A 14,078-nucleotide genomic window follows, 5' to 3' on the forward strand; every position below is an offset into this window, starting at 1 on the left:
TTCCCGCACCCCCAGGGCGTCACGGTCACGTCGGTCGCATCGTGGGACTTCCCGTCATGGGCCCTGCGCGGGGCACTCAGACCTGCGCCCCCGCGACGCGCAGCGGCACCGGGGCGGGCGGCGGGTCCTCGTGGCTGCGGCGCACGTACTCCGCCCACCACGAGGGGCCCTCCTCGATCAGCCGCAGCAGGATGCCCTCGCGGATCGCCCACGGGCAGAGCGTCACCGCGTCGAGCCCGGTCAGCTTCATCGCGGTGTGGCCGACCACGGCCCCGGCGAGGCTCTGCGCCGCACGCGGCGCGGAGACGCCGGGCAGCCGGGCCCGCTCCGCGGCCGGCAGCTCGGCCAGGCGGCGGGCCGCCTCGCCCAGGTCCGCGCACCGGAGCCGGCGCTCCATGAAGGGCCCGTGCCGACCGGGGGCGGCCCCGCACAGGCGGCCCAGCTGCTGGAAGGTCCGCGACGTGGCCACCGCGGTGCGCGGCCCCTCCCAACGGATCCGCGCCGCGACGTCCCGCAGCTGGTGGCGGACCCGCCGGCGCAACGCCCTGACCTGCTCGGGCGCCGGCACGTCATGGCCGCCGCCGAGGTACTCATGGGTCAGCCGGCCCGCGCCCAGCGGCAGCGAGGCCACGAAGTCGGGGAGCCGGCCCCGGCCGAAGGCCACCTCCAGGGAGCCCCCGCCGATGTCGAGCAGCGCCAGCGGCCCGGACCGCCAGCCCATCCAGCGCCGGGCGCCCAGGAAGGTCAGCTCCGCCTCCACCTCGCCCGGCAGCGTGCACAGGGCGACGCCCGTGCGGGCGTGTACGGCGCCCAGCACCTCCTGCCGGTTCGGCGCGGTCCGGATCACGGCGGTCGCGAAGGCGAGCGGGTCGGCCGCGCCCCAGCGGGCGGCGGTCCGGGTCGCCTCGGCCAGCGCCGCGGCGAGCTGCTCGACGGCCTCCTCGGGCACCGGCTCGCCCGGCATCACCTGCTCCGAGAGCCGCAGCCGCCACTTCGCGGTGTGCACCGGCAGCGGCACCCCGCCCTCGGCGTCGGCCACCACCAGCCGCACCGTCTTCGACCCCACGTCCACCACGCTGATCCGCATGAGGGCGCAGGTACCCGGTTACCGACCGGTCAGGCGGCGCCGCCGCGGGGCGTCCGGTGCCGCCTCAGGTCAGCTGCCGCCGGACCAGCTCGTGCAGCCGGCCGCCGGTGTCCGCGAGCAGCTCCCGGGGCGTTCCCTGCTGGGCGATCCGGCCCTCCTCCATCACGATCACCCGGTCCGCGTCGAGGACGGTGGACAGCCGGTGCGCGATGACCACCCGGGTGGCGTTCAGCGCCTTGGTCGACTCGATCACCGTGCGCTGGGTCTCGTTGTCCAGGGCGCTGGTCGCCTCGTCCAGGAAGAGGAGGCGCGGCCGGCGGATCAGCGCCTGGGCGATCATCAGCCGCTGCCGCTGCCCGCCGGAGACCGCGCCGCTGCCGGACACGATCGTGTGCAACCCCATCGGCATCCGCCGGATGTCGTCGGCGAGCCCCGCAAGCTCGGCCGCCGCCATCGCCTCCTCGGGCGTGTACGCGCCGGTGCCGCGGATGACGTCGAGGATCGAGCCGGTGAACGGCTGCGCGTGCTGGAGCACCACCCCGCACTGGCGCCGCACCGCCGACCGGTCCAGGGCGGCCAGGTCCTGGCCGTCGTACAGGACGCTGCCCGACAGCGGCGGGTCGAAGCCGATCAGCAGCCTGAGCAGCGTCGACTTGCCGCAGCCGCTCGGGCCGACGACGGCCACGAACTCGCCGGGGCGGACGGCGAGGGACACGTCGTCCAGGACCAGCGGCCCGTCGTCGGTGTACCGGAACGACAGCCGCCGTGCCTCGAGGGCCCCCGACAGCGGGCCGGGGCGGGTGCTCGCGGAGTCCGCCTCGGGGGCCGCGTCGAGCACCGGGCGGATCTCCTCCAGGAGCGGCAGCGCGGCCACCGCGGACACGAAGGCGCCGGTCAGCTGGGTGACGGAGGTCAGCAGCATGGTCGCCGAGGCGTTGAAGGCGAGGAACTCGGCCGCCGACATCGCCCCGCGCGCCGGACCGGCGAGCAGCATGAACATCAGCAGCGTGCACAGCGGCAGGTACACCGCGCCGAGCACGGCGTTGAGGTTCTTCACCCGCCCGGCCCGCCGCTGGAGTTCGCGGCTACGGGCGAACGGGGCCGCCCAGGCGGCGTACGCGTAGTTCTCCGCCGCCGCGATCCGCAGCTTGGGCAGCCCGCGCAGGGTCTGGAAGGCCTGGTTGTTCAGCTTGTTGGTGAGCCGCACCAGGCGTCGCTGCCAGCGCACCTGCCACAGCCCGAGGCCGAGGAAGACCGCCGCGACCACCGCCAGCATGCCGAGCGCAGCCAGCGCCATCGGCACGCTGAACCACAGCAGCAGCCCCAGGTTGACCGCGCCCACGGTCACCGACTGGGCCACCGTCGGGCCGACCCCGGCGAGCAGCCGGCGGATCGCGCTGACGCCCATCGCCGCACTGGCCAGCTCCCCGGTGGACCGCTCGGCGAAGAACCGGGTCGGCAGCCGCAGCAGCCGGTCCCACACGGCCGGCTGGAGCGTGGCCTCGACCCGCCCCTCCAGGCGCAGGATGGAGAGGTTCTGGAGCAGCAGGAAGACCGCCGCGACCACCCCGCTCACCATCACCGCGAGGCAGACCCGCACGATCGGGCCGGTCTGCGCCCGCGGCACGAACTCGCCGAGCACCCGGCCGGTCGCCACCGGCACCAGCGCGCCGGCCGCCACCGTCACCAGACCGCTCAGCAGCAGCCACACCAGGTCCCCGCGGGTACCGCGCAGGCAGAACCGCAGCAGCCCCAGTGGGCCGAGCCGCGCCTCGGGCAGCGGCCGGTAGAACATGACCCCGCGCGGCTCGAACTCGCCGGCGTCCGCCTTCTCCACCGGTGTCTCGCGCCCCGACGCCGGGTGCACGGCCACGTAGCCGCCACGCCGCCACAGCAGCGCCACCGGCGCGCCCGACAGCGCCCGGTGTCCCACCAGCGGCCCGACGTCCTCACGCCACCAGCGGCCCGCCAGGCGCACCGTCCGGGTGCGCACCCGCGAGGCGACGGCGATCCGCTCCACCGCGTCAAGGCGGTCCCCGTCCGCGCCGCCGCGGGCCGGCTCGGCCAGGACGATCCCGGCGGTCCGGGCCATCAGGCGGCACGCCGCGAAGGTGGCGTCGGCGTCGGCGGCCGTCGCCCGCCGGCCGGGGCGCCGGCCCAGCGAGGCCAGCAGGGTCCGGTCGGCCTGGGCGCGCACCGCCTCGCCCGCCTCGATGCCGGCCGCCGTCCGCGAGGCGTGGCTGCGCTCCAGCTGCTCGATCCAGCGGTCCAGGGCCGTCAGCAACCGGTACTGGTGGTCGACCATGCCCTGCCACAGCGCCGGGTCCACCAGCAGGTCGGCGGCGGCCTCCTCGCCGTACAGCGATCCGTGGCGCACGCTGCCCGGCGGGACCCGCGTCCAGAACACCTCGTCGTCGGCCGCCGCGGGGGACCGGTCGGCCGTCGGCGCCTGCACCAGTACGGACAGGCCGCGGCCCATCCCGAGGGAGAGGGCGTGCTCCAGCGGGCCGGCCGCCGGCGGCACCTGGTGCGGGGTGCCGTACGCGTCGTACTCCCAGCTCCCTTCCCAGCCCTGGCCGTCGGCCCCCTGGTACAGCTCGCGCAGCCCGATCCGGTGCAGGACGCAGTCCCGCAGCGGGCGGGCGACCAGCGTGTGCCGGGGCCCGGCGACCGGCCCGAGCAGGGCCGCGCCGGCCTCCAGGCGGCCCAGGTGGTGCCAGTGGCCCTGGTCGGCGGCGTCCACCGCGAACAGGTCCAGGGCGCCGGCGGCCACCAGCCACAGCACCTGCGGGCCCTCCAGGTCGACCCGCCCGGAGCCGGCCGCGCCGACCCGGGTGCCGAGCCCGCCGAGCGCCCCGAGGACGAGGTCGCCCCCCTCGTGGACCGACGTCATCTCACCGCTCCCTGACCAGCGCCGCGTAGGCGCCGCCGGCCGCCAGCAGGTCCTCGTGCCGCCCGCGCTCGACGACCGTGCCGTGCCGGAGGACCACGATCTCGTCGCTGTCCCGCACGGTGCTCAGCCGGTGCGCGATGACCACGCACGCACAGCCCCGCCGGCGCAGGTTGTCCATCACCACCTGCTCGGTCTCCGCGTCCAGGGCGCTGGTCACCTCGTCCAGGACCAGCACGCTCGGCCCGCGCACCAGCGCCCGGGCGATCTCCAGACGCTGGCGCTGCCCGCCGGAGAAGTTCCGCCCGTCCTGCTCGACCCGGCTGTGGATCCCGCCGGGACGGCGCGCCACGACGTCGTACAGCGCCGCGTCCCGCAGCGCCTCGACCACGGCCTCGTCGGGCACGGACGGGTCCCACAGCGCCACGTTGTCGCGCACCGTGCCCTCGAAGAGGAACACCTCCTGGTCGACGAAGGAGACGGAGGCGGCAAGCGCCCCACGCGGGATGTCCTCCAGGCGCCGGCCGTCGATCCGGATGACCCCCTCCCACGGGGCGTACAGGCCGGAGATCAGCCGGGACACCGTGGACTTGCCGCTGCCGGAGCCGCCGACCAGGGCCACCTGCCGGCCGGGACCGACGGTCAGGTCGAAGCCGGCCAGCAGGGGCTTGTCGAGCGGGTTGTAGCCGAAGGAGACGTCCACCAGCTCGACGTGGCCGCGCAGCCGGCGCGTCTCCCCGCCGCCGGGGCGGTCGTAGAGCGGGTCGGCCCGGAAGTCCTCCACGTCCTTCAGCCGCGCCACGTCGGCGGCGAAGTCCTGGATGCGGCCCGCCACGCCGTTGAGCCGGGTCAGCGGCGCGGTGAAGCGCACCACCAGCGCCTGGAAGGCGACCAGGAGGCCCACCGACAGGTGCCCCTCCACCGCGCGCAGCCCGCCGATCCACAGGATCAGCCCGCTGTTCAGCGTCGCCAGCGTCGGCGCCACCACCCCGAGCCACGCGCTCGGCACCCCGAGCCGCTGCTGCTCCTCGAGGGTGGTGGCGTGCTGCCCGGCCCACTTGCGGAAGTAGCCGTCCTCGCCGCCGGTCGCCTTCATGGTCTCGATCAACTGCAGGCCGGTGTAGGCGGTGTTGGTCAGCCGGGCGGTGTCCGCGCGCAGCTTGGCGGTGCGCGTCGCGCGCAGCCGCACCGCGACCCGCATGGCCGCGACGTTCAGCAGCGCCACCCCGATGCCGACGGCGGTGAGCTGCGGGTCGTAGGTGTACAGCAGCACGGCGTACAGCACCACCACGACGGCGTCCACGCCCGCCGCCGCCAGGTCGCGTGCCAGCGTCTCGGCCACCGTGTCGTTGGACTGCAGCCGCTGCACCAGGTCGGCCGGGCTGCGCTGGGCGAAGAACGTCACCGGCAGCCGCAGCAGATGGCGCAGGAAGCGGGCGCTGGAGAGGGTGGAGGAGACGATCCGGCCGTGCAGCAGGTTGCCCTGCTGGAGCCAGGTCAGCACCACGGTGAGCAGCACGCAGGCCGCCATCGACGGGAACACCACGTCGAGCAGCGAGGACTGCCCGCCGATCAGGAACATGTCGATATAGGTACGGCTGAGCGCGGGCACCGCCGCGCCGACCGCCACCAGGAGCAGGCTGGCCAGGATCGCGGCGGGCAGCGTGCCCGCGGTGCCCCGCAGCCGGGCCGGCAGCGCGCCGAACACGCCGCGCCTGCGGCCGCCCCGGGCGAAGCCGTCACCGGGCTCCATGGTCAGCACGACCCCGGTGAAGCTGCCGTCGAAGTCCTCCAGGGAGACGAACCGGCGGCCCTTGCCGGGGTCGTTGACGAACACCCCGCGCCGGCCGAAGCGCCGGCCCATGCCGTCGAAGACGACATAGTGGTTGAACTCCCAGAACAGCACGGCCGGCGCCGCCACCTCCGCGAGGGCGGCCAGGTCCATCTGCATGCCCTTGGCGGCCAGACCGTAACTCCGCGCCGCCTTCAGGAGATTGCTCGCGCGGGAGCCGTCGCGGGAGACTCCGCAGGCGATGCGCAGCTCCTCCAGGGGGACGTGCCGGCCGTAGTGGGCGAGCACCATCGCCAGGGAGGCGGCGCCGCACTCGACGGCCTCCATCTGGAGCACGGTGGGCGTGCGGACGGTCTTGCCCCGGCTGACGGGTGTCCGCCGCTTCGGCGGGGCGGCGCGGCGCGCGCGGCGGGGGCCGGGTGGTGCGGTGGTCACGGCAGCAGCCAATCGACGGGACGCTGGTCGGCGAGGCGCACGGAGGCGGACGCCAGCGTCATGGAGGTCAGTCCGTACGGCGGCCCGTCCGCGGTCGACCAGGCGTACCCGCTGCGGGTCCTCGCCGAGGTCTGAAGGCGTACGGTGACCGCCACCGGCCTGCCCTTCTTCGTGAACTGCTCGCCGAGCTGCCCGTCGCCCAGGAACGCGCCGATGCTCTGCGCCGACTGCGCCGTCCGGTCCACCGACTGCACCCGGCCGCGCAGTACGCCGTAGGTCCCGTCGGGCACCGACTGCACGGTCAGGTCGACGGCGGCGCGGGCGGGCACGGCGGCGGCGTTCTCGGCGGGCACGTAGACGGTGGCGTAGAGCGGGTCGTCGGCGTGCGCCACCTTCTCCACGGAGGCGACGTTCGTGCCGGTGGACACGATCTGGCCGACGGTGGCGGCCAGCGCGCTGACCCGGCCGGCGTCGATGGCCCGGACGACCTGTTCGCCCCGCGCGGTACGGACCTTGAGCACCGGCGCCCCGGCGTCGAGCCGTCCGCCCTGCCGGACGAGGACGGCCGTGACCTGGCCGGCGACGGGGCTCTGGAGGAGGTAGCTGCCCTGCCCGTGGGTGAGGACGGCGGGGGCGCCGACGGTGGAGGTCACCGAACCGGTCACGGCCCACACGGTGGCGGCGGCCATGACGAGCACGGTCACGCAGAGCACCAGCCAGCCCTGCGGGCGGGCGAGGCGTACCGGGAGGTCGAGGTCCTCCGGCGACTGGAGCCGGTCGAGGGCCTGTTGGCGGAACTGCACGTCGGTGGTGTCCCTGGGGAGGCCGGAGCGAAGGGGTGGAAGGGGCGAGCGCCGAAGAGTCCCGGAGCCGCCAGGGCGGCTCCGGGACTCAGCGGCACAGAGGCGCGATCAGAGACCGGCGACCAGGTTGGTGACCGGGGCCGTGTTGAGGCCGGTCACGCCCTGGACGGTGCCGACGACCGTGTCGACCAGGCCCGAGACCGGGGCGACGCCGTCCACCAGGCCGGTGACGGTGCCGACGGCGTTCACGTTCAGGCCACCGGAGACGTTGTCCAGCTCGGCGTCGGAGATCTCGGCGGTCTGGACCTGGGGGGTGGAGTTCATGGGGGAACTTCCCTTCATAGAGCAATTTCACAAGGGGGGAGCGGCCCCCTCTGGGGACAGATGACGGCCGCGGCCCGCGGGCACCGGGCGCCCCGTTCCGGAGCCCCACGGGGCCCGCGGTGCGATGGATCAAAGCACGCGCCGGACGGCGGCTTCCACTTGACGACCCCCTCCCACCAGGGCGTTCGCGATGATTTCGCACCCGCCGGTGCAGGCGCGCGCACGCCTTCGCGGCGGGTCCTTCACACCGGCCACGCCGCCCGTGGCGCCGACCGCCCGACAGGTCCGGCACTTGCGCCCCAAACGGGCGGGCGGCGTCCGGGAGATGTGCGGATTCGCGGGCGGCGGTGACGTGGTTGGGCTGTCGCTGTGCAGATTCGCCGAAGCGGAGATCCCGCATGCGGCCCTCGGCAGGCTGTGACGCCGGGGACACTCAGAGTGGTGTCGCGAGTGGGGCGGGAGAGCGCCTCAACCCCCGGTCCTGAGCAGCAGCAGCGCGACGTCGTCCGGGCGTTCCCCCGCATCCGCGTCCTGACCCATCAGCCGGTCGGCCAGCTCGTCCAGGGGCAGGTCGCCGGCCTCGGCGACCCGGCGCGCCAGCTCGCCCACCGACTCCTCCAGGTCCACGCCGGGGGACTCCACCAGCCCGTCGGTGTAGAGGACGAGCAACGCGCCCGGGTCGAGCGCGACCTCGGTGCACGGGTAGGCGGCCGAGGCGTCGACGCCGAGGAGCGGGCCACCGGGCAGGTCGAGCACCCGGACCGTCCCGTCCGGGCCGCGCAGCAGCGGCGGCGGATGGCCGGCGCGGGCCAGCACGGCCCGGCCACCGGCGGCGTCCAGGCGAAGGTAGAGGCAGCTCACCAACAGCTCTGCGCCCAGGTCGATCAGCAGCCGGTTGGTACTGCGCATCACCTCCTCGGGCTCCTGCCCGACGGCGGTGTACGCCCGTACGGCGGTGCGCACCTGCCCCATCAGCGCGGCAGCCGTGACGTTGTGGCCCTGCACGTCCCCGATCACCGCCGCCGCCGTGCCCCGGGCCGGCACCAGGTCGTAGAAGTCGCCGCCGATGTCCATGCCCCGGGTGGCCGGCAGATAGCGGGCGGCCGCCGCGACGCCGGGCAGCGCCGGCAGCGAGTGCGGCAGCAGGGCCTCCTGGAGGCCGTGCGCCAGCCGGTTCTTCGCGTCGTACAGCAGCGCGCGGTCCAGCGCCTGCGCCACCAGGCCGGCCAGGCTGGTGAGCACCGCCCGCTCCTCGGTGCTGAAGGAGTGCGGGGCGTCGTAGGCGAGCACGCAGGTGCCCACCGGCCGCCCCGAGGCGATCAGCGGCAGGAACGCCCAGGCGGCGAAGCCGTCCCGGGTCGACTGCCGGGACGGGTAGAGCCGCTCCAGCTCCTCCCGCGACTCGAAGAACGCCGGCACCCCGGTCTGCAGCACCTGGGTCCCCGGCGTCCGCTCGGACAGCGGCATGCCCTCGAAGCGCTCCACGGCGTAGGGCTGCGGATAGCCGTGGTGGCCCAGGACGTGCAGCCGGCCCGCCCGGGAGGCGAGGACCACCTGGGCACGGCTGCCCACGGTCGGCGCGATCTCGTCCGCGATCAGCCGCACCACGTCCCGCACCCCGACCGCCTCGGACAGCGCGCCGGTCAGGCTGACCACCTGCGAGATGGTGACCAGCCGGGCCGACGCCCCGGCCGCCTCGGGGGCGGTGCCGCCCGGCCGCGACACGCCCCGGGCGCGGTTGATGCGGACGCTCAGGCCGGTCCGGCTCGGGTACAGCTGGAAGGAGAGCCAGTCGCCCGGCGGGCGCAGCGCCGCGAAGGACGTGGTGTGCTGGCTGAACAGCGCCGCCCGGTAGCGGTCCTCGTACAGCGGGTCGTTCAGCCAGGGCACCGCCGTCCAGAGCTGGGTGCCGAGCAGCCGGGACACGGGCACGCCCATCAGGTCGGCCGCCGCCGGGTTGGCGTAGCCGACCCGCCCGTACAGGTCGAGCGAGCACAGGCCGTACGGCAGCCGCGCCGCCATCCGCACCGCCTCCCCCGCGCCGAGCGTGCCGGGCACCCCGCCGATGGCCGGGGCGGCCAGCAGGTCGGGCTCCGGATGCACCGGGATGCTCGCCTCGACCGCCCGCTCCAGGCGGACCGCGAGCCTGCGGCACGCCGCCGTCAGGTGCTCGCGCTCGGCGTCGGTCAGCCCGTGGGGCCGGGTGCCGGGCCAGGTCAGGAAGACCGCGCCGTACACGGCCGACTCGGTCGCCACCGGCACCGCGGCGAGCGCGAAGGGGTAGGGCAGCACCACGGCGACCCGGGGATAGCTGCGGGCCATCTCCTGCGCGTCGCCGACCCACACGAGCCGGCGCCCGCGCACCGCGTCGGCCACCGGGACCGGCGCGTGCAGCGTCACCCGCTCCCAGGGGGCGGCGAAGGTGCGGGGCAGCCCCGCCATCACCGCCATCTCCAGAACCGGGGGATCGGCGTTGAGCAGGTACACCGCCCCCGACTGCGCCTGGACCTCCTCCATCATCGAGGCCAGCGCGAGGGACAGCACCGGGTGTCCGCCGGGCGCGTCGGCGGGCGGGTCGTGGGGGCGGGGCGGGTCGTCCGGGCGGGGCGGGTCGTGCGGGCGGGGCGACCGACCGTGGGTCACGGCGATCACCTCCTCCGGGCCACGCTGCCGAGCCCCGGCTTCAAATCTGCCCCCTGAACGCCCCCGCCGCACGGCGGGACGGCCCCGTCCGCGGGGCGGGTACGCGCACGGGGGCTGCGCTGAGGGCCCGTACGCGCTGTAATGAGGCGTGGTCGCTGAGGGCGTGACAGGACGCGGAACCAGAGCGCCCCGCCTGGCGGACGCCCTGAAGGCGGTCGGCGCGGGCCGGGATCCGGCCGCCCGGCCGCGGCGCGTCCTCGAACAGGCCCTGGTCTTCGCGGGCGCCGCCTTCGCCGCCCTCTACACGCCCGGCGAGGACCCGGCCCTGCTGTGCCTCGCCGAGTCGGCGGGGGTGCCCCGCAGCCTCTACGGCATCCGGGACACCTATCCCGCCTACGGCCGCTCCCCGGTCGCCAACGCCCGGCGCGGCGGACGCCCGGTGTGGGTGGGGCCCGAGGAGTTCGCCGAGTCGGCCGAGTCGCGGCACGTGCCCTCCAGCGGGTTCTCCCTGGCGGCCCTGCCCGTGCCGGGCAACGCGAGCGGCTGCCTGCTGGTGCTGACCGAGCGGCCCGGCGGCTTCGACACCGAGGACCGCGCCTGTCTGGAGCTGATCGCCGCCGCCGTCACCTGCCCCGCCCCGGCCGCGCGGCCCGAGGGCGAGGAACCGCGGCCCGGCGCCTTCGCGCTGGCCATGGACACCGGCCGGGTCAGCGTCGGCGACGACGTGCTCGCCCTGTTCGGGCTCGACCCCGGCGCGTTCGACGGCAAGGTCGAGACGCTGCTCGGCCTCACCGTGCCGGAGGACCTGCCCGCCCTGATGTCGGTCGTGGAGCCCGACCACATGTCGCTGGGGGAGCGCGAGCTGGAGTTCCGCGTGCTGCGGCCCACCGGCCCGCCCCGTTGGCTGCGGCTGCGCGGACGGCTGCTGCCCGGCGGGGACGGCCGGCCCGCCCGCCTGGCCGGCACCGTCGCCGACGCCGCCACGCTGCGCCCCGACGTCACCGACGTGGCCCGCGTCCAGCACCTCGCCGCCGTCCTGGCCGACGCCGGCACCGTCCGCGACGTCAGCCAGGCCGTCGTCGCCGCCCTGCGCCCGCCGCTGCGGGCCGACCGGATCGCGCTGGCCGAGCTGGAGGGCGAGCGGCTCGTCGTCACCGTCCTCGACCCGCCCGAGCCCGAGTCCTGGCCCGAGCTGTGGCGGGCGGAGTGGCGCGCCGAGTGGCCCGAGGCGCCGGTCGGCGCGATGCCCACCCTCGCCGCGGCGCTGCGGGAGGGCCGCGCCCAGATCTGGCCGGCCGGCACCGGCCTGGAACCCGCCCTCGCCGAGGTCGGCCCCGGGGGCTTGGCCGTGCTGCCGCTGCCCGCCGACGGCCGGATGACCGGCGCCTGCCTCATCGGCTGGGACACCCCGCACGACTTCGGCCCCGACGAACGCGCCCTGCTCACCGCCTCCGCCGGGCTCGCCGGACAGGCCCTGATGCGCGCCCACGCCTTCGACGCCGAGCACGAGCTGGTCGGCATGCTCCAGCGCCAGCTGCTGCCACGCCGCCTGCCGGAGCTCCCCGGCGCCGAGGCCGTCGCCCGCTACCTGCCCAGCACCGCGGGGCTCGAGCTGGGCGGCGACTGGTACGACGTCATCCCGCTGCCCGACCACCACGTGGCGCTCGTCATCGGCGACGTCCAGGGACACAGCGCCGCCGCGGCCACCCTGATGGGCCAGATGCGCACCGCGCTGCGCGCCTACGCCATAGAGGGCCACCCGCCGGACGTGGTCGTCTCCCGCGCCAACCGGCTGCTCACCGACATGGGCACCGACCTCTTCGCCACCTGCGTGTACGTCGACGTCGACCTGGAGCAGGGCTCCGCGTGGTGCGTACGCGCCGGGCACCTGCCCCCGGTGCTGCGCCACCCCGACGGCACGACGGAGATCGCGGAGGCCGAGGGCGGTCCGCCGCTCGGGGTGGTCACCCAGGCCGAGTTCCCGATGAGCCCCCTCGGACTGCGCCCCGGCACGCTCGTCGCCCTCACCACGGACGGGCTGGTGGAGTCCGCCGAGGCCGACATCGACCAGGGCATCGACGGCTTCGCCGCCGAACTGGCCCGCTCCGACCCGGCCCACCTGCACCTGGTCGCCGACGCCCTGCTCGACGGGGCCAGGCGCAGCGACGACGTGGCCCTGCTCCTCGTGCGCTACGACGGCATGTCCGTGCGCCCGCTGCGGGAGACCTGGACGGTGTGGCGGGTGCCCGAGGCCGTCCGGCACGCCCGCCGCTTCACCCGGCGCACGCTGCGCACCTGGGGCGTGGGGGACGACGGCGTCGACTCGGCACTGCTGGTCGTCTCCGAGCTGGTCACCAACGCCCTGGTGCACACCGACGGCAAGGTGCGTCTCGACCTCACCCTGGCCGGCGGCCGACTGCGCCTCGCGGTCGCCGACGCCTCGCCCCGTACGCCCGTCAAGCCCACCAGCATCGGCTGGGAGGCCACCGGCGGGCGCGGCATCCTGCTGGTCGAGGCCGTCTCCACCGCCTGGGGCACGCTGCCGGTGAGCGGGGGCAAGCAGGTGTGGAGCGAGCTGCCGGCCGGGCCCTGACCGCCACTGTGAGGCCGCCCACCATACGTTTCACCGGTGCGGCTTCCGGGGACCCGGTCCGGCGGCAAGGACTCACCGCGACCGAGGAGGAGATGTCCCGTGACCGCGGACATCAGTGACAAACCCGCCATACGCCGCCTGGAGACGGGCTGGGCGACGGCCCGCCGGGTGCGCGCCAAGGGCGCCCTGCGCACCTGCGTCCCGGCCGTCGAGGACCGCGGCGCCCCGCGCGCCCCGCGCTCCGGCCAGGACTCGAACATCGTCCGGGGCGAGGACTGACCGCGCGCGGAGCGACCACGCCCCGCTGAGGGCCGTCAGCCGTGCGTCTTGGCCAGCAGTTCCAGGATGTCGGCGGTGGAACCGCTCTCGCCGAGGCGGGGGAAGATCCTGCGCACGCTGTTGTCGTGCGCCTCGGCGTCCATGTCGCTCATCGCGTCGGTGGCGAGCGTGACGTGGTAGCCGTGCTCGTGGGCGGCGCGGGCGGTGGACTCCACGCCGATGCTGGTCGCGATGCCGGTCAGCACGACCTGGGTGACGCCGCGCCGGCGCAGCTGCACATCGAGGTCGGTGCCGTGGAAGGCGCCCCAGTTGTGCTTGGTGACGGTGATGTCGCCGGGCCGGCCGGCGAGGTCGTCCACGACGACGTCCCAGCCCTGCGGCCGGGGCCCACCGGCGCCGCCGGCCTCGGTGCGGCCGGGCGCGGCGTCCGCGCCGTCGGCGGCGAAGGAGACCCGGACCAGCACCACGGGCAGCCCCCGCGCGCGGAAGGCGTCGGCCAGCTCCGCGCTGCGGGCGACGACGTCGGCGCCCGGGTAGGGCACCACCGGGGCGGCGACGATGCCCGCCTGGAGGTCGATGACGACGAGGGCGGTGCGGGGGTCGAGGGCGGTGACGCTCATGGGGGGCCTTTCGGGGTGGCTCTTGGGGTGGTTCCGTGTCTGACGGTGTCTGGGATGTCTGAGGTGTCTCAGGTGGCGGCGTGGTCCGCGTCGTGCGACGTGTCCGTCAGCCGGTCGAGCAGGGCCAGCGCCGCGAGCACGGTCTCGCGCTCGGCGGCGCTGAACCGCTCCTCGAAGGCGCGGGCCAGCCACTCCTGACGGGCCTGGCGGTGGTCGGCGATGCGCGACCGGCCCGCGTCGGTGAGGGAGACGAGCTGGCGGCGCCCGTCCTCGGGGTCGGCGGTGCGCCGGATCAGCCCGTGCCCGTCCAGCGCGGCCAGGGTGGCCGCCATCGACTGCGGGCGCACCCCCTCGGCCGCCGCCAGGGCGCTCGCGGTGACGGCGCCCTGCTTGGCGATCAGGGCGAGTGCCGACTCCTGGGACGGCGTGAGGTCACCGTCGGCCGACACCTCGCGCAGTCGGCGCCGCAGCCGGCTGAAGACCACGCGCAGCTCGCGGGCGGCCCGGGCGGCCGATTCGGGGGTGCCGTCGGAGGGCTCGGGGGCCCGCGGCGTCTCGGCGTTCACACCGCCACGCTACGGACGGCAGCCGAAACTGTCCAGCTCAGCCTGA

10 protein-coding genes are annotated in these 14,078 nt (G+C 75.8%); 2 read left to right on the top strand and 8 right to left on the bottom strand.

Going from position 1 to position 14,078, the window contains the following annotated elements; all coding sequences use genetic code 11:
* Window positions 1-76 precede the first annotated feature (76 nt).
* From ACGFZL_RS16025 to ACGFZL_RS16050, 6 genes are all read right to left on the bottom strand, one after another.
* Window positions 77-1,087 carry a Ppx/GppA family phosphatase gene (locus ACGFZL_RS16025; RefSeq protein ID WP_393692091.1) on the bottom strand — a complete coding sequence of 337 codons (1,011 nt, stop codon included), beginning with the start codon at window positions 1,085-1,087 and terminating at the stop codon, window positions 77-79.
* A 64-nt stretch (window positions 1,088-1,151) separates the two neighbouring features.
* Window positions 1,152-3,980 carry an NHLP bacteriocin export ABC transporter permease/ATPase subunit gene (locus ACGFZL_RS16030; protein ID WP_393692093.1) on the bottom strand — a complete coding sequence of 943 codons (2,829 nt, stop codon included), beginning with the start codon at window positions 3,978-3,980 and terminating at the stop codon, window positions 1,152-1,154.
* 1 nt (window position 3,981) lies between these two features.
* Complete coding sequence (locus ACGFZL_RS16035; protein ID WP_393692095.1) at window positions 3,982-6,204, bottom strand: NHLP family bacteriocin export ABC transporter peptidase/permease/ATPase subunit; 2,223 nt, start codon at window positions 6,202-6,204, stop codon at window positions 3,982-3,984.
* Window positions 6,201-7,007: an HlyD family efflux transporter periplasmic adaptor subunit gene (locus ACGFZL_RS16040; protein ID WP_393692097.1), complete on the bottom strand. Its 807-nt coding sequence runs from the start codon at window positions 7,005-7,007 to the stop codon at window positions 6,201-6,203. Before ACGFZL_RS16040 ends, ACGFZL_RS16035 begins: the two co-directional genes overlap by 4 nt.
* Window positions 7,008-7,115: 108 nt before the next feature.
* Window positions 7,116-7,331: a type A2 lantipeptide gene (locus ACGFZL_RS16045; RefSeq protein ID WP_355173444.1), complete on the bottom strand. Its 216-nt coding sequence runs from the start codon at window positions 7,329-7,331 to the stop codon at window positions 7,116-7,118.
* A gap of 468 nt (window positions 7,332-7,799) precedes the next feature.
* On the bottom strand, window positions 7,800-9,875 hold the full coding sequence (locus tag ACGFZL_RS16050; protein WP_393692536.1) for a SpoIIE family protein phosphatase: 2,076 nt from the start codon (window positions 9,873-9,875) through the stop codon (window positions 7,800-7,802).
* Window positions 9,876-10,122: 247 nt separating this feature from the next.
* On the opposite strand from ACGFZL_RS16050, the gene ACGFZL_RS16055 reads away from it, so the two are divergent.
* Window positions 10,123-12,567: a SpoIIE family protein phosphatase gene (locus ACGFZL_RS16055; RefSeq protein WP_393692099.1), complete on the top strand. Its 2,445-nt coding sequence runs from the start codon at window positions 10,123-10,125 to the stop codon at window positions 12,565-12,567.
* 99 nt (window positions 12,568-12,666) lie between these two features.
* On the top strand, window positions 12,667-12,846 hold the full coding sequence (locus tag ACGFZL_RS16060; protein WP_393692101.1) for a hypothetical protein: 180 nt from the start codon (window positions 12,667-12,669) through the stop codon (window positions 12,844-12,846).
* Between the two features lie 35 nt (window positions 12,847-12,881).
* Here ACGFZL_RS16060 and ACGFZL_RS16065 read toward each other — a convergent pair whose 3' ends face one another.
* Both ACGFZL_RS16065 and ACGFZL_RS16070 read right to left on the bottom strand, forming a co-directional pair.
* On the bottom strand, window positions 12,882-13,466 hold the full coding sequence (locus ACGFZL_RS16065) for a hydrolase (RefSeq protein WP_393692103.1): 585 nt from the start codon (window positions 13,464-13,466) through the stop codon (window positions 12,882-12,884).
* A 68-nt stretch (window positions 13,467-13,534) separates the two neighbouring features.
* Window positions 13,535-14,032, bottom strand: a complete 498-nt coding sequence (locus ACGFZL_RS16070; protein ID WP_393692105.1) for a MarR family winged helix-turn-helix transcriptional regulator — start codon at window positions 14,030-14,032, stop codon at window positions 13,535-13,537.
* Window positions 14,033-14,078: the final 46 nt, after the last annotated feature.

Origin of the sequence: Streptomyces sp. NPDC048182 (assembly GCF_043202555.1) — a bacterium.
GTDB lineage: Bacteria > Actinomycetota > Actinomycetes > Streptomycetales > Streptomycetaceae > Streptomyces.